Origin of the sequence: Pseudomonas frederiksbergensis, assembly GCF_001874645.1 — a bacterium.
In the GTDB taxonomy this organism is placed as follows: domain Bacteria; phylum Pseudomonadota; class Gammaproteobacteria; order Pseudomonadales; family Pseudomonadaceae; genus Aquipseudomonas; species Aquipseudomonas frederiksbergensis_B.
Genome location: NZ_CP017886.1, coordinates 1,525,229 through 1,547,971 on the forward strand (window position 1 = coordinate 1,525,229; position 22,743 = coordinate 1,547,971).

The window sequence follows — 22,743 nt, forward strand, 5'->3', positions numbered from 1 at the left end:
ACCATGTCGAAATTTTTTATCGACCGTCCAATTTTCGCCTGGGTAATTGCCCTGGTGATCATGTTGGTCGGGGCACTATCGATCCTCAAGTTGCCGATCAACCAGTACCCGAGCATCGCCCCGCCGGCGATCGCCATTTCCGTCACCTACCCGGGTGCTTCTGCACAAACCGTGCAGGACACCGTGGTGCAGGTGATCGAGCAGCAGCTCAACGGTATCGATAACCTGCGTTATGTGTCCTCGGAAAGTAACTCCGACGGCAGCATGACCATTACCGCGACCTTCGAGCAGGGCACCAACCCCGATACCGCGCAGGTTCAGGTCCAGAACAAACTGAACCTGGCCACCCCGCTGCTGCCGCAAGAAGTGCAGCAACAGGGTATCCGCGTGACCAAGGCCGTGAAAAACTTCCTGATGGTCATCGGCGTGGTCTCGCGCGACGGCAGCATGACCAAGGACGACCTGTCCAACTACATCGTGTCCAACATGCAGGACCCGATCTCGCGGACGGCGGGTGTCGGTGACTTCCAGGTGTTTGGTGCCCAGTACGCCATGCGTATCTGGCTCGACCCGGCCAAGTTGAACAACTTCAACCTGACCCCGGTCGATGTCAAAACCGCCATCGCGGCACAGAACGTCCAGGTCTCCTCCGGCCAACTCGGCGGCCTGCCAGCCCTGCCCGGCCAGCAACTGAACGCCACGATCATCGGCAAGACCCGCTTGCAGACGGCCGAGCAGTTCAAGGAAATCCTGCTCCGGGTCAACAAGGATGGTTCGCAGGTTCGCCTGGCGGACGTTGCCGATGTCGGCCTCGGTGGCGAGAACTACAGCATCAGCGCCCAATTCAACGGCAGCCCGGCTTCCGGTCTGGCGGTGAAACTGGCCAACGGTGCCAACGCCCTCGACACCGCTAAAGCCCTGCGCAAGACCATCAGCGACCTCAAGCCGTTCTTCCCGGAAGGGATGGAAGTGGTATTCCCGTACGACACCACTCCGGTGGTGACCGAGTCGATCAAGGGTGTGGTTGAAACCCTGGTTGAAGCAATCGTGCTGGTGTTCCTGGTGATGTTCCTGTTCCTGCAAAACTTCCGCGCCACGGTCATCACGACCATGACCGTACCCGTGGTTCTACTGGGTACGTTCGGGATCCTCGCGGCGTTCGGTTTCAGCATCAACACCCTGACCATGTTCGGCATGGTGCTCGCCATCGGCTTGCTGGTGGACGATGCCATCGTCGTGGTGGAAAACGTCGAACGGGTGATGAGCGAAGAAGGACTCTCGCCCAAGGAAGCCACCAAGAAATCCATGGGCCAGATCCAGGGTGCACTGGTCGGTATCGCACTGGTTCTGTCGGCGGTATTGCTGCCGATGGCGTTCTTCAGCGGCTCGACCGGGGTGATCTACAAGCAGTTCTCGATCACCATCGTTTCGGCCATGGCGTTGTCGGTCCTGGTCGCCTTGATCTTCACCCCGGCGCTCTGCGCCACCATGCTCAAGGCGATTCCGAAAGGCGAGCACGGCGTTCCGAAACGCGGCTTCTTCGGCTGGTTCAACCGCAACTTCGACCGTAGCGTCAGAAGCTACGAGCGCGGTGTCGGCAACATGCTCAAACACAAGGCGCCGTACCTGCTGGCCTACATCATCATCATCGTCGGCATGATCTGGCTGTTCACCCGCATCCCAACGGCGTTCCTGCCGGAAGAAGACCAGGGCGTACTCTTTGCCCAGGTCCAGACCCCGGCCGGCTCCACCTCCCAGCGCACCCAAGTGGTCGTGGACGAGATGCGTGAATTCCTGCTGCGTCCTGGCAAGGATGGCGGTGAAGGCGATGCGGTGAACTCAGTGTTTACCGTGACCGGCTTCAACTTCGCCGGCCGTGGTCAGAGTTCGGGTATGGCGTTCATCATGCTCAAGCCATGGAGCGAGCGGAACGCCGACAACAGCGTGTTCAAGGTCGCGGCCCGTGCCCAACAGCACTTCTTCACCTTCCGTGACGCCATGGTGTTTGCGTTCGCGCCACCCGCGGTACTGGAGTTGGGTAACGCCACCGGTTTCGACGTGTTCCTTCAGGATCGTGCCGGCATTGGTCACGACAAGTTGATGGCTGCCCGTAACCAGTTCCTCGGTATGGCGGCGCAGAGCAAGGTGTTGTCGCAGGTCCGTCCGAACGGTCTGAACGACGAACCGCAATACCAACTGGAAATCGACGATGAAAAGGCCAGTGCCTTGGGCATCACGATGACCGAGATCAACAACACGCTGTCGATCGCATTGGGCAGTAGCTACGTCAACGACTTCATCGACCGTGGTCGAGTGAAAAAGGTTTACGTACAAGGCCAGCCGGGTGCTCGCATGAGCCCTGAAGACCTGAAGAAATGGTACGTACGCAACAGCCAGGGGACCATGGTTCCGTTCTCTGCGTTCGCCAAGGGCGAGTGGATCTACGGCTCACCGAAGCTGGCGCGTTACAACGGCGTAGAAGCGATGGAAATCCTCGGGGCTCCAGCGCCTGGTTACAGTACCGGTGAGGCCATGGCCGAAGTCGAAGCCCTGGCCCAGAAACTGCCGACGGGCGTGGGTATTTCCTGGACCGGTCTGTCGTATGAGGAACGTCTGTCCGGCTCGCAAGCTCCGGCGCTGTACGCATTGTCATTGCTGATGGTCTTCCTCTGTCTGGCGGCGCTGTACGAAAGCTGGTCGATTCCGATTGCGGTGATGCTGGTTGTACCGCTGGGGATCATCGGTGCCCTGCTCGCCACGAGCCTTCGCGGTCTGTCCAACGACGTGTACTTCCAGGTGGGTCTATTGACAACCATCGGTCTGGCGGCGAAAAACGCCATTCTGATTGTCGAATTTGCCAAGGAACTGCATGAACAAGGGCGCAGCCTGACGGACGCAGCCATCGAAGCGTGTCGGATGCGTTTGCGACCGATCATCATGACCTCGCTGGCCTTCGTCCTCGGTGTGGTACCTCTGGCCATTTCCACCGGCGCAGGTTCGGGTAGCCAACATGCGATCGGTACCGGGGTCATCGGCGGTATGCTGACCGCCACCGTACTGGCGATCTTCTGGGTCCCACTGTTCTTTGTCACCGTGTCGTCGATAGGTCAACGCAAGACTGCGGACCAGGATGACGCTATTGAAACTCCTAAAGAGGCTAGCCAATGAGCAAGTCGCTACTCTCCCTAGCCATCGCCGCGTTCGTGCTCGGTGGCTGCTCGCTGATACCGGATTATCAGCAGCCTGCCGCACCGATTGCGCCGCAATACCCACAAGGTCCGGCGTACTCACCGGCCCAGGCCGCAAGCCAGGCAGCCGCCGAACAAGGCTGGAAGCAGTTTTTCCATGACCCGGCGCTGCAACAGCTGATCCAGACCGCTCTGGAGAACAACCGCGACCTGCGTGTCGCGGCACTGAACATCGACGCTTTTGCGGCTCAATACCGCATCTCGCGCGCCGACTTGTTCCCGGCCGTCTCGGCGACCGGCACCGGCAGCCGTCAGCGGGTTCCGGCGCGAGCCTCGCAGACTGGCAAAGCGGGTATCAGCAGTTCCTATTCGGCCACCGTGGGCGTCAGCGCCTATGAGCTCGACCTGTTCGGTCGGGTTCGCAGCCTGAACGAACAAGCGCTGCAATCGTACTTCGCCACTGAAGAAGCGCGCCGCAGTACCCAGATCAGCCTGGTGGCCAGTGTGGCCAACGCCTACCTGACTTGGCAGGCCGACAAGGAACAGCTGAAACTGTCCCAGGACACCCTGGCCGCCTTCGAAGAAAGCTACCGGCTCACCGCCCGGAGCAACGAAGTCGGCGTGGCGTCGGCGCTGGACCTGAGCCAGTCGCGTACGTCCGTGGAGACCGCCAAGGTACAACAGGCGAAATTCACTCGCCTGGTTGCCCAGGATGAAAACAACCTGGCACTGCTGTTGGGCACCGGTGTACCGGCCAACCTGGCAGCGGGCCAGCCGTTGTCCGATGACCTGCTCAGCGAAGTACCGGCCGGTCTGCCGTCTGACCTGCTGCAACGTCGCCCGGACATCCTTGAAGCCGAACACAAGCTCAAGGCCGCCAACGCCAACATCGGCGCAGCGCGGGCGGCGTTCTTCCCGAGCATCAGCCTGACCGCCAATGCCGGCACCCTGAGCCCGGACCTTTCCGGTCTGTTCAAGGGCGGTTCAGGGACCTGGTTGTTCCAGCCACAAATCAACCTGCCGATCTTCAATGCCGGCTCTCTGAGCGCCAGCCTGGATTATTCGAAAATCCAGAAAGACATCACGATCGCGCAGTACGAGAAGTCGATTCAGACAGCCTTTCAGGAAGTCTCCGACGGCCTCGCCGCACGCCTGACCTTCAACGAACAGTTGCAGGCCCAGCGTGATCTGGTGGCCGCCAACCAGAATTACTACCGCCTGGCCGAGCGTCGCTACCGCATCGGTGTCGACAGCAACCTGACCTTCCTCGACGCCCAGCGTCAGTTGTTCAGCGCGCAGCAATCGCTGATCACCGACCGCCTGTCGCAACTGGTCAGTGAAGTGAACCTGTATAAGGCTCTGGGTGGTGGCTGGAACGCGCAAACCGCAAAGAACGAGCCGGTGAAAGAAGAAGCACCGAAACTGAAGATGTTCTGATAGCAATGCTCTGATAACAACGGCAAAAATGAAGCCCACCCTCCGGTGGGCTTTTTGTTGTCCATAAAAAAGCTGGCGACTCGCTTTCACCGGTGATGAAGCCAACAGCGGGTTTTGTCGCACAGCCGCCGGGGCATGTGCAGAAACTCGCGCCTCCCTGGCATCAACCGGTCATACCCAGCAAGCGTGCAGCCCCCTCCGCAGTTCCCGATATCGCCAACAGCCCGGCGTGGTGACTTTCCAGCCCTCTGACCTCTTTGGCCAGGTTTTCCAGAAGCTGACGTCCTTGAGGTGTGAAATCCGTGCTGGCTTCAAAATCCGGCAACGCCTTGATCAAGCCTTGCAGGATGAACACCAGACGGTTTTGCGCCCGTTGCAGTTCATGCGACGAGCGTGAGCGAACCCGTCCCAGGTATTTGACCAATGCGACGCACACGAAAAACTCATGGAAATAGCCATGAAAATCACGTGCCTGCCCCGACCACGGCAAAGTGAACAACACCTCCCGCGAGGTCTCATCCTTGACGACTGGGCACACTTCGACAATGTTGTAGAGCAATTGATGGGTGGCCTCATGCACCAGCGACTCTTCCAGGTCGAGTATCGAATCATCCCGGTTCGATATGAAGATGATCCCGATGAAGCGCGACGCCGAACAGCTTCGAAATGAACCATCGGGCAAATAACAAATGGACTTGACCAGTTTTCTAAACTGTTCGCGACAGGCGGGCCACGTGTGTTCTATCCGCAATAGCGCAATATTCACCACGTCGCAAAAGAAATTCACGGAATGACCATTACGCTCCAATTGTTTGCGGGTCGCTTCATCTTTCGGAAACTCATAACTGGGCGGCGCCACTCTCGCCACCAGCGGATCGACATCAAACCGATACACAGGGGGGCAATAATCGTTCGTGCGAACACTGTCGGTTGTTTTCACCCGCGCCAGCATCTGTGGAAACCCGATCAGCATTTTCTCTAACGCATCCGTATCAGCAACCTTTTTCGTGATGACCCGATGGGCATAATGAGCGGTCAATACATTCCACACTTGAAACACCGGATCATTAATAATCAAACGCTGCTCACGGGTCGGAGGCACGATAAGATTAAACGCTTGCTCGAAAAACTCCGCCAACTGCGGAGCATTGGGAAACCGTTGAAAAAGTTCGGTGTACAGCGCGTCAAAGCGCGTGTAGCGATTCCGACTGACACGCTCCAGCAATACCTCAAATCGTGAAAGCTCCGCATCCGGCAGGAATGTCGTGCCCTGAAATAACTCGTCATCGGATAGCTCACGCAGACCACTGTTCCCGATATCCATTTTGCAACCTTCCCTTAAGCTGACGGCAACGGCTTCGCCATCGTCAGACTGGCGATGCCATACCCTAATTGTTCGTAAAGACGACGCACCCAAGAACCGAGGCCAAACATTCCTGATTGACTTCATGACTCATTAAACTTCTCCTTGTTATTTCGGCATGACGAAAAACGTACCCCCCTGACGAAGCATGAAACTTTCCTTTTCCCGCCCTGAGGACCTTGAATATAGCAAGACCCCTGCTCTTTTCCAGCCATGCCCAGGGTTCCCTTTAAACCGTTTCACGATAATCGACAACACCGATTCTTAAGGTTAACTGGCAATTATCGATCGCCGCCTAATAACAGAAACAACCATAGGAAACCTCTTACAACCAAAGTAATAAACACTTCTATTTACTATCAACCAACAGAACACATGCGCCATTAATAGAACGCGACGCCGCCCCCCCACCATTGCCCCGGATAACCAGTGATTTTAATTAACAATGTTCCATGCATCAGCAGCCCGACCGTCGTCGATTAGTGTTCGCTGATCGCCCAAAAACCCGTCTCCCCGATTGAACCCCCTCATCGATCCCCCGCACCATTCCCCCGCACCGACAAGAACCAATAACAACAGGTCCGACACCATGACTGCGTGCCCTACCCGCTCCGGCTGACCTCGCCCCTTCGCTTTATTCGAATTCGATTTTTTGTCTGCAACCCTGGTTGCGGCTGTGTCCTGCTTCATCCCTAACAATTAGAGAGACCTGACTTCATGAAGCCTTCCACCTGTGCAAAACAGCTTTTTCCGACTCTATTGACCACCGCACTGGTCAGCGCGGCCCTGCCGGCCATGGCCGCTGAGTCAGGTTTTCTGGAGGACGCCAGCGCCAACCTGAACCTGCGCAACTTCTACTTCAACCGCAACTTCACCAACCCGACCCATGCGCAACACACGCAGGCAGAATGGACGCAAAGCTTCATCCTCGATGCCAAATCCGGGTTCACCCAAGGCACCGTCGGTTTTGGTCTGGATGTGCTGGGGCTGTATTCGGTCAAGCTCGATGGTGGGCGTGGTACCGGTGGTACGCAGTTGCTGCCGCTGGACGGTGACGGGGAACCCGCGAGCAACTTCGGGCGCCTGGACGTGGCCTTCAAGGCGAGGATTTCCAAGACTGAACTGAAGGTCGGCGAATGGATGCCGGTGCTGCCGATCCTGCGCTCTGACGATGGTCGCTCGCTGCCGCAAACCTTTCGTGGCGGGCAGATCACCTCGAAGGAAATCGACGGCCTGACGCTTTACGGTGGCCAGTTCCAGAACAACAGCCCACGCAACGACTCGAGCATGACCGCCATGTTCATGAACGGTAAACCGGGCATCACTTCCGACCGTTTCAACTTCCAGGGCGGCGAATACACCTTCAACGACAAGCGCAGCATGATCGGGTTGTGGAACGCCCAACTCAAGGACATCTACAGTCAGCAGTTCATCAACCTGGTCCACACCCAGCCATTGGGTGACTGGACCCTCGGTGCCAACCTGGGCTTTTTCTATGGCAAGGAAGATGGCAGCGCGCGGGCCGGCGACCTCGATAACAAAACCTGGTCCGGGTTGTTCTCGGCCAAATATGGCGGCAACACGTTCTATGTCGGCTTGCAGAAACTCACCGGCGACAGTGCCTGGATGCGGGTCAACGGCACCAGCGGCGGGACGCTGGCCAACGACAGTTACAACTCAAGCTACGACAACGCCCAGGAGAAATCCTGGCAACTGCGCCACGACTACAACTTCGCCGCCGCAGGCATTCCCGGCCTGACCCTGATGAACCGCTACATCAGCGGCGATAACGTACACACCGGGACCATCACCAACGGCAAGGAATGGGGGCGCGAGAGCGAAATCGGCTACACCGTGCAAAGCGGCAGCCTGAAAAGCCTCAACGTCAGGTGGCGTAACTCGAGCATGCGTCGGGATTACAGCAACAACGAATTCGACGAAAACCGCCTGATCGTCAGCTATCCAATCAACCTGCTCTGACTCGATAAAAAATACCGCGAGGACATGAACCGTTCAGCATCGTTATGCTCCTATGGAGACTTCCATAGGAGCGACGGTTTGCGGCGTGGTGAATCACTGCGCGCCGACAGTCTGCATTCGTCCTGATCTGTCGTAGGCCAAAGCAAAAGACATGAAACTGATCGCTGCTGCCTTATCAGTCCTTGCCGTTACGGTCGGCCTCAGCGGTTGTATCGGCCCACCGATCGAACTGACCCCGAAGACCGAGCAGATTCTGCGTTCGACCCCGCCGATCCGCTTTCTGCTGACCTTCGACGATGGTCCCAGCGCGTCCGGTTTCTTCAATCCAACCAGTGCCGTTCTCGACGCACTCGCCAACAACCCGATTGAACCGGGGATCAAGGCCGTGTTCTTCGTGCAGACCCAAGCCCCCCGGGCCGGTGGCAGCGAACTGGGCAAAAAAATCATGCAGCGTGAACAGGCCGAGGGGCACATCCTGGGCTTCCACACGGCCACGCCATGGCATACCAATCACCGCTCGCTTTCCCCGGAAGAACTCGAACGGTCGCTCACCCAAGGCTCTGCGGACATAGCTTCGATCACCGGCAGCCCGCCGATGCTGTTGCGCCCACCGTTCTGGAATTACGACAAACGCACGTTCGCGGCGTATCAACAGCATGGCTTACAAGTGTTGCTGACCGATCTGAGCGCCAATGACGGCAAAATATGGGGGTTCAATGGCAGCCCGCGCCGGCGTGCCAACATGCTCAGGCAAATGTCCGAGGTACGCGAACGAATAGCGGCCGGCGAACTGCCGACGGTTGATGGCGTCATTCCGGTGGTCGTGACGTTTCACGACCTCAATCGCTACACGTCCTGGCATATGGAGGAATACCTGCAGATTCTGCTCGACAGCGCACGCGAGACCGGCGTGACCACCGCCGCCAAACCTTTTTACGACGAACATATAGCCTTGCGAGATGCGGCTCTGGCCCGCACGGTTCGCGATGCCAACCAACCGGTCCATTTGCCTGGCGTGTGGAGTTGGTTCTGGGACAGCAACTCCCATTGAGGCACACCGTGTAAACGGGGAGTCCGCGCTGAGGCATTGCGGCCCTGACAGTCGTGTCAGGGCCTGAGGTTGTTACTACTCGCGCGATTCGACGCCCAACTCATCCCACACCGACTCGGCCAGGTGGAAGGTTGCATTGGCCGCCGGGATGCCGCAGTAGATTGCGCTCTGCATCAGCACTTCCTTGATCTCGGCGCGGGTGACGCCGTTGTTCGCCGCGCAACGCAGGTGCATTTTCAGTTCTTCGTTGCGGTTCATGCCGATCAGCATGGCGATGGTGATCAGGCTACGGGTGTGACGTGGCAGGCCGGGGCGGGTCCAGATGTCACCCCAGGCGTGGCGGGTGATCATGTCCTGAAACTCCGAATTGAACTCGGTCAGGGTCGCCAGGCTGCGATCGACATGGGCGTCGCCGAGCACGGCGCGACGCACGTGCATGCCGTCGTCATAACGTTGTTTCTCGTCCACAAGTAACCCCTCAGAGATGCTTTTCAGCTAACAGAAAGTCCAGCACTCGTTCGCTGAACGCACTACCGGCCTGAACGTTGGACAGGTGCGCCGCAACGAACTCGGCGTACTCGGCGCCTCTCACCTGCTCTTGAATAAAGTGCCCGCCGGAAGGTGGCGTGACCGCGTCTTCAGTGCCGGCGATGACCAGGGTCGGCACCGTGATCGATGCCAGTTGCTCACGGAAATCAGCATCGCGTACCGCTGCACAATTGGCCGCGTAGCCCTGTGGTGAAGTGGCGGCGAGCATGTCGGTGATCTGCTTCGCCACCGCCGGATTGGCGTCGGCAAAGTCCGGGGTAAACCAACGGGCAATCGACGCATCGCGCAGTGCGACCATCGCCGCCGGACCGTCGCGCAGTACGGTTTCGATACGCGGGTTCCAACCAGAAGGATCACCGATCTTCGCTGCGGTGTTGCACACCACCAGTGTGCGCAGACGCTCAGCGGCGTTGATCCCCAACCACTGACCGATCAGCCCGCCCATGGACAGACCGCAAAAATGTGCACGTTCGATACGCAAGGCATCCAGCAACGCCAGCACGTCACGGCCCAACTGCTCGATGCTGTACGGCCCCGGCGTCACCAGCGAACGGCCATGACCGCGAGTGTCGAAACGCAGCACCCGAAAGTGCTCGGTGAACGCCGGAATCTGCACGTCCCACATGTGCAGGTTGGTGCCCAACGAGTTGGACAGCACCAGCACCGGGGCGTGTTCAGGACCGTCGAGTTGGTAGTTCAGTTCGCCGTCGGCGAGTTGTACGAATCCCACAGAAATACTCCTTCAGGCAGTCAGGGCAAAATGCTCGGCCAGCGCACGCTCAACCCAGGCTTGAGCCTGGCCGAGGTAATGCGCAGGGTTCATCAATTGATCGAGCTCAGCGCTTGAGAGCTCGGCGGTCACTTGCGGCTCATCGCCGAGCACCGCACGCAAATGCTGCTGCTCGGCCACCGCACGCTTGCAGCACAGTTCCAGCAGATGGTGCGCGCTGTCGCGACCGATCCGTTGGGCGAGGACGATGCTCACCGCTTCGGCCAGCACCAGGCCTTGGGTCAAATCGAGGTTTTGCGCCATGCGCTCGGCGTCGACCTCCAGCCCTTCGGCCACCAGCAACGCTTGCTGCAAGGCGCCGGACACCAGGCAACAGATTTCCGGCAGGGTTTCCCATTCGGCGTGCCACAACCCCAGGCTGCGTTCGTGCTCTTGAGGCATGGCGCTGAACAATGTCGAGAGCAAACCGGGAACACGGGTCGCGGCACTGATCAGCACCGCCGCGCCCACCGGATTGCGTTTGTGCGGCATGGTCGAGGATCCGCCCTTGCCTGGCGATGACGGTTCGAAGACTTCCGCCGCCTCGGTCTGCATCAACAGGCTGATGTCGCGGCCCAGTTTGCCGAGGCTGCCGGCGATCAGGCCAAGCGCTGCGCCGAACTCCACCAACCGGTCACGTTGGGTGTGCCAGGGTTGTTCCGGCAACGTGAGTTGCAGCGCCTGCGCCAGCGCTTCAGCGATCGGCATGGCCTGCTCGCCGAGGGCCGCGAGGGTTCCACTGGCGCCACCAAATTGCAGCACCAACAGGCGCGGCTTGAGTGCTTGCAGACGTTGCCGACTGCGCGTCACCGCCCCCAGCCAACCGGCGATTTTCATCCCCAGCGTGACCGGCGTCGCATGTTGCAACCAGGTGCGTCCGGCCAGCGGCGTGAGCACATGGCGCCGGGCCTGAATGGCCAATGCTTCGCCAAGCCGCGCCAGATCGCTCTCAATCAATTGCAGTGCCTGGCGCAGTTGCAGCACCAGGCCCGTGTCCATCACATCCTGACTGGTCGCGCCCAGATGCACGTACCGTTCGGCGTCCTGGTCATGCGCAGCGATCTGCTTGCCCAACGCCTTGACCAGCGGAATCGCCGAGTTACCGGCAATCGCTATCGCCTCGCCAAGGGCAGAAAAGTCGTAGTGCTCGGCTCGGCAGGCCGCCTCTATTGGTGCAACGGCAGACGCCGGAATCAGTCCGACCCACGCCTCGGCCCGCGCCAGTGCGGCTTCAAAATCGAGCATGGCCTGAACCCGACCCTGATCGCTGAACACTTCACGCATATTTCGAGCAGTGAAATAGCTATCGAACAGTTGATTGCTCGGTCGTTGCATAGGGGATTCCTTACGCGGCGCGCGCCCGATTCAGGCGCGCGCCGACAATTCAAAGATCGTTTTCCAGATACGCTGCCCGTTTCGGCAGACGCAGGCTGAACAGGAAGGCGACCGCCATCATCACTGTCACGTACCAGTAGAAGGAGTTTTCCATACCGACCGATTTCAGGCTCAAGGCCACGTACTCGGCCGAACCACCGAAGATCGCGTTTGCCACGGCGTAGGCCAGGCCCACACCCAGCGCACGGACTTGCGGCGGGAACATCTCGGCTTTCACCAGACCGCTGATGGAGGTGTAAAAACTCACAATCGCCAGCGCCAGGGTGATCAGTCCAAACGCCAGGAACGGACTGCTCACCGATTTCAAGGTCAGCAGGATCGGTACGGTGAACAGCGTCCCCAGGGCACCAAACCAAAGCATCGAGTTACGCCGGCCGATCTTGTCGGCCAACATGCCGAACAATGGCTGCATGCACATATAAAGGAACAGTGCGCCGGTCATGATGTAGCTGGCGGTCTTGGCGGGCATCCCGGCGGTGTTCACCAGGTACTTCTGCATATACGTGGTGAAGGTGTAGAAAATCAGCGACCCCCCGGCGGTGTAGCCAAGCACGGTAATAAATGCAGCAGTGTGGTTCTTGAACAGCGCGGCCATGCTGCCGGCGTCCTTGTCTGCGCGCATTTCCTTGCTGGTGGTCTCTTTCAGCGAACGACGCAAGAACAGCGAAATCAAGGCCGCGACAGCACCGACCACGAACGGAATCCGCCAGCCCCAGGCGCGCAGGTCGTCCTCTGTCAGGAACTGTTGCAGGATCACCACCAACAGCACCGCCAGTAACTGTCCACCGATCAGGGTCACGTACTGGAACGAGGCGAAAAACCCGCGCTGGCCTTTGAGCGCGACTTCACTCATGTAGGTCGCGGTGGTGCCATATTCACCGCCCACCGACACGCCCTGAATCAGGCGAGCCAGCAGCAGCAGGAGTGGTGCCCAGACGCCGATGTCCTTGTAGGTCGGCAGGCAGGCGATCAGCAGTGAGCCGGCGCACATCATCAGCACCGAAATCATCATCGAATTCTTGCGCCCGTGCTTGTCGGCCACCCGGCCAAACAGCCAGCCGCCGATGGGACGCATCAAAAACCCTGCGGCGAACACCCCGGCGGTATTAACCAGTTGCACCGTGGGGTTGTCGGAGGGGAAAAACGCCGGGGCAAAATAAATCGCGCTGAAGGCGTAAACATAGAAGTCGAACCACTCGACCAGGTTGCCGGAAGACGCCCCGACAATCGCAAAGATCCTTTTGCCACGCTCTTCAGCGGTGTAGAGACCGGTTATTGTTGTCATGGTTTTTCACTCGATGGGGACAGTGAGAGTCTAGACATACTTTGCAACAGCCCCGTTTCACAGAGACCGAAAAGGATCGCAGCCCGCGGCAGCTCCTACGGGAGAACACGCGCCCCCTGTAGGAGCTGCCGCAGGTTCGGGCCGCGTTCGGACGATCTTTTGACCTTAATCTCAGTAATCGAAAAACACCGTCTCGGCATCGGTGCCCTGCAGGATCACGTTCCACTGCAACGCGCCCGTCCCATTGGCTTTCGCCAGCAAGGTCGTGCGTCGCTCTTCAGGCACGCAGGCCAGCAACGGGTCACTGGCGTTGGCCGGTTCACCGTCGAAGTAGATTCGCGTCAACAAGTGCTTGACCAGGCCACGGGCAAACACCAGCACCACCAGATGCGGAGCCTGAGTGCTGCCCTTAAGGCCCTGAACAGTTCCCGGTTTGATGGTGGTGAAACGGAATCGCCCTTCTGCGTCCACCGGCACTCGGCCAAACCCTTCGAAATTCGGGTCCAGCGGTTTGTCCTGCTCGTCGTCTGGATGGTCATACTTGCCAGCGGCGTTGGCCTGCCAGACTTCCAGCATCGCGTCGTTGACGAAATCGCCGTTGCCATCGATCACTTGCCCGGCGATCGCCACCCGCTCGCCGAGGGTGTGTTCAACGGTCAGGTTTTCACGGTTCAGCCAGGTCAATCCAATGTGGTAGTACGGCCCTACGGTGTGGGACGTCGTCGCGTTCAGCGTCATCTTATTTCTCCATCGGCGTGGCATCGCGGCCGCGCAAAACAATGTCCCAGCGATAACCGAGGGCGTAGGACGGGATGGTTTTTTCCAGGTCGAAACTGGCGATCAAGCGTTCTTTGGCGGCGGTATCGGGTACGCAGTTGTAAATCGGGTCGTAGGCCAGCAGCGGATCACCGGGGAAGTACATCTGCGTGACCAGACGCGTCAGAATGCTCGGCCCGAACAGCGAAAAATGGATATGCGCCGGGCGCCAGGCATTGTGGTGATTGCCCCACGGGTAAGCGCCGGGCTTGATGGTCTGGAACTGGTAACCGCCATCGGCGTCGGTCACGGTGCGGCCGGTACCGGTAAAGTTCGGGTCCAGCGGCGCGTCATGCAGGTCGCGGTCATGGTGGTAGCGACCGGCGGCATTGGCCTGCCAGATCTCCAGCAGAATTCCTGGCACCGGCAGACCGTTCTCATCCAGCACGCGGCCGTGAATGATGATTCGCTCACCCAAAGGCTCGCCCGAATGCTGAGCGGTCAGGTCATTGTCCCGCTCTTGCAGAGACTCGGCGCCGATGGTCGGGCCGGTGATTTCCGACAATGAGTGAGGCAAGAACACCAACGGCTTGGACGGCGAACGACGGTTGGTCGATTGATAGGCTGGGTGCAAATATTCCGGCTGGGTGCCCGCTTGCGGGCGACGGTAACCAGGCTTGTCAGTCATGAAACTGTCCTCTTTTGTTGTTCGGTAGGGCGGGTGCGCCTCAGACCCGTTCGATTGCCAGCGCCAGACCTTGGCCAACGCCAACGCACAGGGTTGCCAGCGCTTTCCTGCCGCCGGTCTTTTCCAACTGATGCAGGGCCGTCAGCACCAACCGTGCACCGCTCATGCCCAGCGGATGCCCCAAAGCGATGGCGCCACCGTTCGGGTTGACCTGCGCTGCGTCGTCGGCCAGACCGAGTTCACGCAACACCGCCAGGCCCTGGCTGGCAAAGGCTTCATTGAGTTCGATCACATCGAAATCGCTGACCGCCACGCCCAGGCGTTCGATCAACTTGCGCACCGCCGGCACCGGGCCGATCCCCATCACCCGTGGCGCAACGCCAGCGCTGGCCATGCCCAACACCCGAGCGCGGGCCGTCAGACCGTGTTTTTTCACGGCTTCGGCGGACGCCAGAATCAGCGCTGCGGCACCGTCGTTCACGCCTGAGGCATTGCCAGCGGTGACGGTTTTGTCCGGGCCGTTGACCGGTTTGAGTTTGCTCAGGGTTTCCAGGGTGGTGTCAGCGCGAGGATGCTCGTCCTGCTCGACCACGCTGTCACCCTTCTTGTGAGCAATGCGCACCGGGACGATTTCTTCGGCGAAATAGCCTGCCGCTTGCGCGGCCGCCGTCCGTTGCTGACTGCGCAGTGCGAAGGCATCCTGATCAGCGCGGGAAACCGCGTAATCATCGGCCACGTTGTCGGCTGTCTGCGGCATCGCATCGACGCCGTACCGAGCCTTCATCAACGGGTTGATGAAGCGCCAGCCGATGGTGGTGTCTTCCAGTTTCATGGTGCGCGAGAACGCCGCATCAGCCTTGCCCATCACGAACGGCGCGCGGGACATCGACTCGACACCGCCGGCAATCGCCAGCTCCATCTCTCCGCTGGCGATCGCCCGGAACGCCGTGCCGATGGCGTCCATACCCGAGGCGCACAGACGATTGAGGGTCACGCCGGGAATGCTTTCCGGCAGCCCGGCCAACAACAATGCCATGCGCGCCACGTTGCGGTTGTCTTCGCCGGCCTGGTTGGCGCAACCGAGGAACACTTCGTCCACTGCACTCCAATCGACGCTCGGGTTGCGCTCCATCAGTGCCTTGATCGGCACAGCGGCCAAATCGTCGGCACGAACCGTCGACAAGCCGCCACCAAAACGGCCGATGGGGGTGCGAATTGCGTCGCAGATATAAACCTCGCGCATCAGGCTTCTCCCGGTGCTTGGCCGTGGGCAGCAGCGGTACGCGCTTCAAGATCGCGCAGCGCAGACAATTCGACCTCGGTCGGTTCGGCGGTGTGTTCCACCTGATCGGCAAAACGGATGGCCCAACCGGTGGCGGCAATGACCTGCTCGCGGGTCACGCCTGGGTGCAGCGCAGTGACCACGAATTCATTGCTGGGGGCTTGCGGTTCCATGATGCACAGGTCAGTGATGATCCCCACGGGACCGGCGCCCGGCAGGCCGAGACGCTTGCGCGAATCGCCGCCTTCGCCATGGCCGACTGAGGTAATAAAGTCGAGCTTGTCGACAAACGAGCGAGCCGACTGTTTAAGGATGATCAACACGCTTTTCGCCGAGCCAGCGATCTCCGGTGCACCGCCGGCACCCGGCAGACGGACTTTCGGCTGATGGTAATCGCCGACCACGGTGGTATTGATGTTGCCAAAACGGTCGACCTGAGCGGCACCGAGAAAACCGACGTCAATGCGCCCACCTTGCAACCAGTAGCGAAAAATCTCACCGGTCGGCACGACAGTGTCGGCGGTTTCCGCCAGCTCGCCGTCACCGATCGACAGCGGCAATACCGTCGGCTTGGCACCAATCGGACCCGATTCATAGATCAGGACTACGTCCGGCGAAGACGTCAGGCGTGCCAGGTTGGCCGCTTTCGACGGCAGGCCGATGCCGACGAAGCACACCGAGCCATTCTTCAATCGGCGAGCAGCGGCGACGGTCATCATTTCATTGGTGGAGTAAGCCATTATTGAGCCTCCGACGCTTTGGCCAGCTTGGCCTGGAACTCACTGAAGTCAGCGCTGCCGTGGATGTATTCGTTGATCCACGCGGTGAAGGTTTCACGGTCGCGGGCAATCGGGTCCCAAGCCTGGTAGAAGCGGTTGTCGCGTTCGGTATAACCGTGGGCGTAGGACGGATGCGCGCCACCGGGCACATGGCACACCGCGCTCAAGGCCCAGGTCGGCAATACGCAGGCGTTCATTGGTGCCTTCAGGTCATCAACGATTTCTTCGACCGTGACGATGCAGCGCTTGGCGGCCAATGCGGCTTCCTTCTGCACTCCAAGAATGCCCCAGAGCAAGACGTTGCCCTTGCGATCGGCCTTCTGCGCGTGGATCACCGTGACGTCCGGGCGCACCGATGGCACCGCCGCCAGCACTTCGCCGGTGAACGGGCAGGTCACGCTTTTGATCCGCGGGTTGACCTTCGGCAAGTCGGAACCGGCGTAAGCCCGCAACACGGCAAACGGCAGGCCGGAAGCGCCCGCAACGTAGGCATTGGCCAGATCGGCGTGGCTGTGCTCTTCGATTTCCAGCGCATGCGGCCACTGTTTCTCGACGGCATCGCGCAGACGGTGCAGCGAACCCACGCCCGGGTTTCCGCCCCAGGAGAAAATCAGCTTGCGAGCGCAACCGGCACCGATCAACTGGTCATAGACCAGATCAGGGGTCATGCGCACCAGCGTCAGATCTTTCTTGCCCTGACGAATGATTTCATGACCCGCCGCGGTCGGAATCAAGTGAGTGAAGCCTTCAAGCGCGACGGTATCGCCGTCGTTGACGAATTGCTTCACCGCGTCGTGCAGCGAAAGGATTTCAGCCATGGGGTTGGACTCCCGATTCTCAGTAAACCGATGTGGAGGACAAGGCGCGATAAGCAGCGCCGGAATGACTGAAGATTAAGCCGCCGAAAAACCCCAAACAATCCGATAATCGACTAAGTGTTCGTTTATCGAACATATTGTTGTCAGGCTATCGGTTCTGTAGAGGCGCAAAAGATCGCAGGCTGCGCCAGCTCCTACGGAGGTAATTATTCCTGTAGGAGCCGCCGGAGGCTGCGATCTTTTCAACCGTTCAATCAACTCAAGTCGCATCCGCATGGCTGACCATGCCTTTGATCACCACCGCCGTGGTGGCCAACGCCGCCGGAATCACCAATGCCGTCAGCACCTGTTCGAAATTCCAGCCCAGGCCCAGCAACGTCGCCCCCCCCGCTGTGTCCAGGCCATCGAGAAACACAATCAGGAAACACAGGATCACCACCCGCCATTGATAGCGCGACAGCGGTGGGTATTGATAAAGGACTGCACATCGAGGCAGTTCCCGACAACGGATTGAGGCTGGTTCATTATTGTTATTCCACGCAAGAAACGCAGGCGAACACGTGCGGGCAATCGCCTCATCATTATTATTGGGTCGCCACCCGGTGCTGGGCGCAGTGGCCAACAGCACCGGATGACGCTGCCGCGACATTAATGAGGCAAGGGAAACAGCGTCAATTCACCCAACGCGACTCTGTGCGTTTATCGAACAGCTTACGCAAACAGCTGGGCACTCAACTCACGGCTGGCACTCAACAACCCCGGCAAAAAGCGCTGCTCCAGTTCGTTGCGACTGACCCGTCCGGCGTGTGTGCTGACATTCAGCGCAGCCAGCACCTGACCGGATGCGTCGTACACCGGAACGGCAATCGAGCGCAGGCCTTGCTCGAGCTCCTGGTCCACAATGCACCAGCCTTGCTGCCTAACCTCCTGAAGACATTCGAGCAACGACTCGCGCGTATGCAGGGTGCGACTGGTCTTGGCCTGCAATTCGGCATGTTCGAGATAATCGTGCAGCGATGCATCGTCCAGCGCGGCCAGAAGAATCCGACCCATGGAGGTGCAATAAGCCGGCAAACGCCCACCCACCGACAGGTCGACGGAGATCAAACGCTGGGTCGTTGCCGAACGCGCGATGTACAGGATGTCATCACCTTCCAGCGTGGCCATGTTGCAAGCCTCGTGCAGTTGCTCGCTCATGCGGTCCAGATAAGGCTGGGCCGATACCGCCAGCGGCGTCGAGGACAGATAGGCATGGCCGAGGGTCAGGACTTTGGGCAACAGCGAATAGGTTCGACCGTCGGTGGTCGCATAGCCGAGCTTGATCAGCGTATGCAGGCAACGGCGTACGGCGGCGCGGGGAATTTCCGTACGATGGCTGATCTGCGCGATGGTCAGGTGCCGCTTGCGCTCCTGAAAGGCTTGCACCACCGCCAAGCCACGGGCCAGGGAAGTCATGAAGTCCGGATCGCCAGTAAATGCCTGAATCCGCTTGGCCGGCGAAGCAACGATCGGCGGCGCCACTGAAGCAAAGGAATTGCGCAATTGATCGTTCATTTCAGGTCATTCCCCAGAGTTCGATAGCTATTACAAGCTGCTCCGGATCTTGCGCACAAGCATCGGCAGCCAAGGCTGGGCGATTATCGAACCATTAATCGATAATCGCAATCAACTGACGACATGGCTAAATGGCATGAGGGTTGCCAACGACCGCAGGGACATTTTCCTATAAGACCGGGAAACGCTCATTACAGATTTTGACACTTTAGCTGACACTGAATAACAGCCGCGTTCTAATCCACTCAACTTGTACGACTTAATGGCGCCAGGAAACAGGCTTGTAAAGACGCTGCCAAAAAGTGCACTGCACACAAAACTTGCGGGTAACAAAACAAATTCACAGAACGAAGCACTTTTAAATTATTCGAGATAGTGTTCTGCCGATCGGTCGCTATAATGCAACTCAGTGATGACCGTACTTTTTGGCAACTACGGGGTCCAATCACTCAGGCAGCGCGAGGTTTCAACGCCGCTTCCTGCTGGCAAACGCTTGACGTTCATTTCGAATGCCCGACCCATGCGTTTGCAAAAAACAAAGAAACTGATGCTACGTCAGTGGTTCTGCTCTGGTGCCGTGGCCGCCTGCAAGAAGGAAGCTGTCAAGCACAACGCCGTCGCAGTGGGTGCCTTCCCGGACACTTTGCTCGAGACGTTTGTGACCGACACAACGAATGCAGTGCGTATCACCAGAATTTATCTCAACTCAATTAGGTAACACTGTGACGAAAGACGAACTGCGCGCGGAACTTGAGCGCCAGGAACAACGTTACAAGGAAGTTTACGGCGGGGAAGTCACCACCTACGCCGCTCAGCCCGACCCGGAACGCAAACCTTGGCGTAAACGCGCCAGCATCCTCGATCAGGCTTTTACCCAGGAACTGCAGAAGATGGAAAAGGAACTCAAAGCCGAAGAGCCATAATCGCTCAGGCTTGAGTCCTCAAGGGCCTGCGTCGCCTTCAGCCACACGCTGAATGGATTGGCGTTCCATATCGCGCCTGCTAAAAGCCGGCGATTGCCACCTTAATCCCACCGGATGAGGTTATTGGCGCTTGGCTGGCCCTCCTTACAGATATTTCACACACCCGATTCAGCCTCCCATCGAAGTAGCTGAAATGCTGGCGCGCGCCACAACAGCCAATGAAATCAAAGACTTGAAAAACCTACGACAACGCTGGGATTTAAGGCCTTGTTACACACTAAATCGTTGAAGAATGTAACCGATGAGCAGCAAGTGCATTGATTAGCAGGGTTTTCTGGCATAATCGCGCCCCCTTATGACCGGGTCAGAAAACCTTCATGATCGATTTATTCAGCGGACTGGATGCTTGGGTGCTTGTGAGCCTCTTGCTCGCCCTGGCCTTTGTCCTCGCCTTCGAGTTCATCAACGGCTTTCATGACACCGCTAACGCGGTTGCCACTGTTATTTACACCAAAGCCATGCCGCCTCATCTGGCAGTGTTCTTTTCCGGTGTGTTCAATTTCCTCGGCGTGTTGCTGGGCGGCGTTGGCGTGGCGTATGCCATCGTCCACCTGCTGCCGGTAGAGTTGCTGATCAATGTGAATACCGGCCACGGGCTGGCGATGGTGTTCTCGTTGCTCGCTGCGGCCATCACCTGGAACCTGGGGACCTGGTACTTCGGTATCCCGGCCTCCAGCTCTCATACCCTGATCGGTTCGATCCTGGGTGTGGGTCTGGCGAACGCCCTGATCAACGACATTCCATTGGCTGACGGTGTTAACTGGCAGAAAGCGATTGATATCGGCTCCTCGCTGGTGTTCTCGCCAATGGCCGGTTTCCTGGTAGCCGCACTGGTGCTGATTGGCCTGAAATGGTGGCGTCCCCTGTCCAAGATGCACAAGACACCGGACCAGCGCCGCAATCTTGACGACAAGAAACACCCGCCGTTCTGGAACCGCCTGGTTCTGGTGATCTCGGCAATGGCTGTCAGCTTTGTTCACGGCTCCAACGATGGCCAGAAAGGCATCGGCCTGATCATGCTGGTATTGATCGGTATCGTACCGGCACAGTTCGTACTCGACCTGAGCAGCAGCACCTACCAGATCGAACGGACTCGCGATGCGACCCTGCACCTGAGCCAGTTCTATAAGCGCAATGCCGATACTCTGGGTGAGTTCCTGGCCTTGGGCAAAAGTCTGGATGGCGATTTGCCGGAGAAGTTCCGCTGCAACCCGCAACAGACCGAACCGACCATTGCCGCCCTGCTCGGCACCCTCAAGGGTGTAGCGGACTACCACTCGCTGTCGCAGGAAAGCCGCATTGAAGTGCGTCGCTACCTGCTCTGCCTGGACGACACGGCGAAAAAGGTCGGCAAGTTGCCTGGCCTCGATGCCCGCGAAAAGGCCGACCTGGACAAACTGCGTAAAGACCTGACTACCACCACCGAATACGCCCCGTTCTGGGTGATTCTGGCAGTCGCCCTGGCTCTCGGCCTGGGCACCATGGTGGGCTGGAAACGCGTGGTACTGACCATCGGCGAGAAAATCGGCAAGCAAGGCATGACCTACGCTCAAGGCATGTCGGCACAAATCACCACGGCGGGCATGATCGGTCTGGCGAACATCTTCAGCCTGCCGGTATCGACCACCCACGTGCTGTCTTCGGGTGTGGCCGGGACCATGATCGCCAACAAAAGCGGCCTGCAAGGCGGCACCGTGAAAACCATCCTGCTGGCCTGGGTCCTGACCCTGCCTGCGACGGTGGCCCTGTCGGCCGGCCTGTTCTGGCTGGCATCGAAGGCACTCGGCAGCTGATTCATCGCCAAACCAAAAAGGCGCGCCCTCCCGGAGGTCGCGCCTTTTTTATTGCCGATTTTTTTGGATCGTTGATCGTTCCCACGCTCTGCGCTCCAACCACTCAGGCCGGCTGTCAGGCCGCCGTGCTGTTGCTGTTGATCTTGATCCACCCGCCCCTTCGGAAGGCCGAGCGCAGGTGTTCATCAGGGGTTGGCGCGCAGCGCCGTACGGCGTAGCCGGACACATCGAGAGGAGGTCGTCGCGCAGCAGACCGTAGGCGATGCCCCCTGATGGATACCGGAGAGAGGGAACGCCGAGCCTAAGCGAGGTGCCGTACGCTTGGGGCGAGCGTTTTTTTGCTTACTTTTTTTAGGCGCTTGTAAAAAAAGTGAGGCGCCGTAAGGGCGGAACCCTAAGCGGCCGTTACCGCAGCAACGGATATGTACACCCGCAAGCGCTGACTCGGCAAGAAACCGCAGGCAAAAAAAAGGGCGACCGAAGTCGCCCAAAATGCCTTGCGTGCTCGTGCTTCCAGAAAGACCTAAGGCTTTTTACGCTTATGTGCGTCTTTCCAGATAAAGAATCCAAACCCGGCAAAAAACAGAACCATGAGGCCAACTGTCAGCACTCCGGCGATCACCACATTATCGAAAAACATGACTGGCCTCCTGCACTTGCCCTGTTGCGATGGGGCTAAGTTAACCAATCGGGCGCAGAAGAAAATTGATCGGGATCAATGCCGCCCAAGACCGGGCGTAAAAGGAAGGGAAATAACTGACCTGTATCAATAGAAACAGGGAGGATCAACGCTTTTTCGGTTTGTTTTTCGGCTTTTTCTTCGCTTTACCCAAAGGCATGGCCTGCTCGAAAGCCTGACGCACTTCATTCAGGCGCTTTTCATTAAGGTCATGCACGCGCTTGGCACGCTCGGTGTTGAGGTCGATCAGCTTGTCGTCTTGGCTCATGGCGTGGCTTACATCTTCAAGGTCAATACAGGCGTAGCACAGCGACCACCGTCACCCTGCCCGCTCAAGGTTTGCCAATAATGCGGCCAATGGCCGGCGCTGACCAGCCGCCAGCAGCATCAGAGC

At 58.8% G+C, this 22,743-nt stretch carries 20 protein-coding genes and 2 pseudogenes; 7 read left to right on the top strand and 15 right to left on the bottom strand.

Features of this window, described 5'->3' with window-relative positions:
* Positions 1 to 3 precede the first annotated feature (3 nt).
* Together emhB and adeC are read left to right on the top strand one after the other, a co-directional pair.
* On the top strand, positions 4 to 3,168 hold the full coding sequence (gene emhB, locus BLL42_RS07650; RefSeq protein ID WP_071551505.1) for an efflux RND transporter permease subunit EmhB: 3,165 nt from the start codon (positions 4 to 6) through the stop codon (positions 3,166 to 3,168).
* Positions 3,165 to 4,625 (top strand): AdeC/AdeK/OprM family multidrug efflux complex outer membrane factor, encoded by a 1,461-nt coding sequence (gene adeC / locus BLL42_RS07655; RefSeq protein ID WP_071551506.1) that lies wholly within the window; start codon positions 3,165 to 3,167, stop codon positions 4,623 to 4,625. The genes emhB and adeC overlap by 4 nt, the downstream gene beginning before the upstream one ends.
* 163 nt (positions 4,626 to 4,788) lie before the next feature.
* Here adeC and BLL42_RS07660 read toward each other — a convergent pair whose 3' ends face one another.
* Positions 4,789 to 5,949, bottom strand: a complete 1,161-nt coding sequence (locus BLL42_RS07660) for an aKG-HExxH-type peptide beta-hydroxylase (RefSeq protein ID WP_071551507.1) — start codon at positions 5,947 to 5,949, stop codon at positions 4,789 to 4,791.
* Between the two features lie 756 nt (positions 5,950 to 6,705).
* On the opposite strand from BLL42_RS07660, the gene BLL42_RS07670 reads away from it, so the two are divergent.
* Entirely contained in the window at positions 6,706 to 7,968 is a 1,263-nt protein-coding gene (locus BLL42_RS07670) for an OprD family porin (RefSeq protein WP_071551509.1), read from the top strand.
* A gap of 151 nt (positions 7,969 to 8,119) precedes the next feature.
* Positions 8,120 to 9,019 (top strand): polysaccharide deacetylase family protein, encoded by a 900-nt coding sequence (locus BLL42_RS07675; protein WP_071551510.1) that lies wholly within the window; start codon positions 8,120 to 8,122, stop codon positions 9,017 to 9,019.
* Positions 9,020 to 9,094: 75 nt separating this feature from the next.
* On the opposite strand, the gene pcaC is transcribed toward BLL42_RS07675, so the two are convergent.
* From pcaC to pcaR, 12 genes and pseudogenes are all read right to left on the bottom strand, one after another.
* On the bottom strand, positions 9,095 to 9,487 hold the full coding sequence (gene pcaC / locus BLL42_RS07680; protein WP_071551511.1) for a 4-carboxymuconolactone decarboxylase: 393 nt from the start codon (positions 9,485 to 9,487) through the stop codon (positions 9,095 to 9,097).
* Positions 9,488 to 9,497: 10 nt separating this feature from the next.
* Positions 9,498 to 10,298, bottom strand: coding sequence for a 3-oxoadipate enol-lactonase (gene pcaD / locus BLL42_RS07685; protein ID WP_071551512.1), 801 nt, complete (start codon positions 10,296 to 10,298; stop codon positions 9,498 to 9,500).
* Positions 10,299 to 10,310: 12 nt separating this feature from the next.
* Positions 10,311 to 11,672, bottom strand: coding sequence for a 3-carboxy-cis,cis-muconate cycloisomerase (locus BLL42_RS07690; RefSeq protein ID WP_071551513.1), 1,362 nt, complete (start codon positions 11,670 to 11,672; stop codon positions 10,311 to 10,313).
* A gap of 49 nt (positions 11,673 to 11,721) precedes the next feature.
* The gene (locus BLL42_RS07695; RefSeq protein WP_071551514.1) at positions 11,722 to 13,017 is read right to left on the bottom strand and encodes an MFS family transporter; all 1,296 of its coding nucleotides are present in this window, start codon (positions 13,015 to 13,017) and stop codon (positions 11,722 to 11,724) included.
* Between the two features lie 171 nt (positions 13,018 to 13,188).
* Entirely contained in the window at positions 13,189 to 13,755 is a 567-nt protein-coding gene (gene pcaG / locus BLL42_RS07700) for a protocatechuate 3,4-dioxygenase subunit alpha (protein ID WP_071551515.1), read from the bottom strand.
* Between the two features lies 1 nt (position 13,756).
* Positions 13,757 to 14,461 (bottom strand): protocatechuate 3,4-dioxygenase subunit beta, encoded by a 705-nt coding sequence (gene pcaH / locus BLL42_RS07705; protein WP_071551516.1) that lies wholly within the window; start codon positions 14,459 to 14,461, stop codon positions 13,757 to 13,759.
* 40 nt (positions 14,462 to 14,501) lie between these two features.
* Positions 14,502 to 15,707 carry a 3-oxoadipyl-CoA thiolase gene (gene pcaF, locus BLL42_RS07710; RefSeq protein WP_174553349.1) on the bottom strand — a complete coding sequence of 402 codons (1,206 nt, stop codon included), beginning with the start codon at positions 15,705 to 15,707 and terminating at the stop codon, positions 14,502 to 14,504.
* Positions 15,704 to 16,486 carry a CoA-transferase subunit beta gene (locus tag BLL42_RS07715; protein ID WP_174553350.1) on the bottom strand — a complete coding sequence of 261 codons (783 nt, stop codon included), beginning with the start codon at positions 16,484 to 16,486 and terminating at the stop codon, positions 15,704 to 15,706. Before BLL42_RS07715 ends, pcaF begins: the two co-directional genes overlap by 4 nt.
* Positions 16,483 to 17,340, bottom strand: a complete 858-nt coding sequence (locus BLL42_RS07720) for a CoA transferase subunit A (protein ID WP_071551519.1) — start codon at positions 17,338 to 17,340, stop codon at positions 16,483 to 16,485. Before BLL42_RS07720 ends, BLL42_RS07715 begins: the two co-directional genes overlap by 4 nt.
* A 259-nt stretch (positions 17,341 to 17,599) precedes the next feature.
* Positions 17,600 to 17,725: pseudogene (locus BLL42_RS30440) on the bottom strand (hypothetical protein); the annotation flags it as partial.
* Positions 17,725 to 17,865: pseudogene (locus BLL42_RS29560) on the bottom strand (aromatic acid/H+ symport family MFS transporter); the annotation flags it as partial. The pseudogenes BLL42_RS29560 and BLL42_RS30440, both read right to left, overlap by 1 nt.
* A gap of 186 nt (positions 17,866 to 18,051) precedes the next feature.
* Positions 18,052 to 18,894 (bottom strand): pca regulon transcriptional regulator PcaR, encoded by an 843-nt coding sequence (gene pcaR, locus BLL42_RS07725; protein ID WP_054596029.1) that lies wholly within the window; start codon positions 18,892 to 18,894, stop codon positions 18,052 to 18,054.
* 412 nt (positions 18,895 to 19,306) lie between these two features.
* Here pcaR and BLL42_RS07730 point away from each other — a divergent pair, with 412 nt between their 5' ends.
* The 3 genes from BLL42_RS07730 (at position 19,307) to BLL42_RS07740 (ending at position 21,670) form a co-directional block, all read left to right on the top strand.
* A complete protein-coding gene (locus tag BLL42_RS07730) occupies positions 19,307 to 19,612 on the top strand; it encodes a hypothetical protein (RefSeq protein WP_071551520.1) in 306 nt (101 codons plus the stop codon).
* Positions 19,613 to 19,616: 4 nt separating this feature from the next.
* Positions 19,617 to 19,817, top strand: a complete 201-nt coding sequence (locus BLL42_RS07735) for a hypothetical protein (RefSeq protein WP_071551521.1) — start codon at positions 19,617 to 19,619, stop codon at positions 19,815 to 19,817.
* Between the two features lie 377 nt (positions 19,818 to 20,194).
* Positions 20,195 to 21,670 carry an inorganic phosphate transporter gene (locus BLL42_RS07740; protein WP_071551522.1) on the top strand — a complete coding sequence of 492 codons (1,476 nt, stop codon included), beginning with the start codon at positions 20,195 to 20,197 and terminating at the stop codon, positions 21,668 to 21,670.
* Between the two features lie 523 nt (positions 21,671 to 22,193).
* On the opposite strand, the gene ccoM is transcribed toward BLL42_RS07740, so the two are convergent.
* Together ccoM and BLL42_RS30190 are read right to left on the bottom strand one after the other, a co-directional pair.
* Positions 22,194 to 22,310 (bottom strand): cytochrome c oxidase subunit CcoM, encoded by a 117-nt coding sequence (gene ccoM / locus BLL42_RS30850; RefSeq protein ID WP_007926603.1) that lies wholly within the window; start codon positions 22,308 to 22,310, stop codon positions 22,194 to 22,196.
* A 145-nt stretch (positions 22,311 to 22,455) separates the two neighbouring features.
* Positions 22,456 to 22,617 (bottom strand): hypothetical protein, encoded by a 162-nt coding sequence (locus BLL42_RS30190; RefSeq protein WP_007906621.1) that lies wholly within the window; start codon positions 22,615 to 22,617, stop codon positions 22,456 to 22,458.
* Positions 22,618 to 22,743 lie beyond the last annotated feature (126 nt).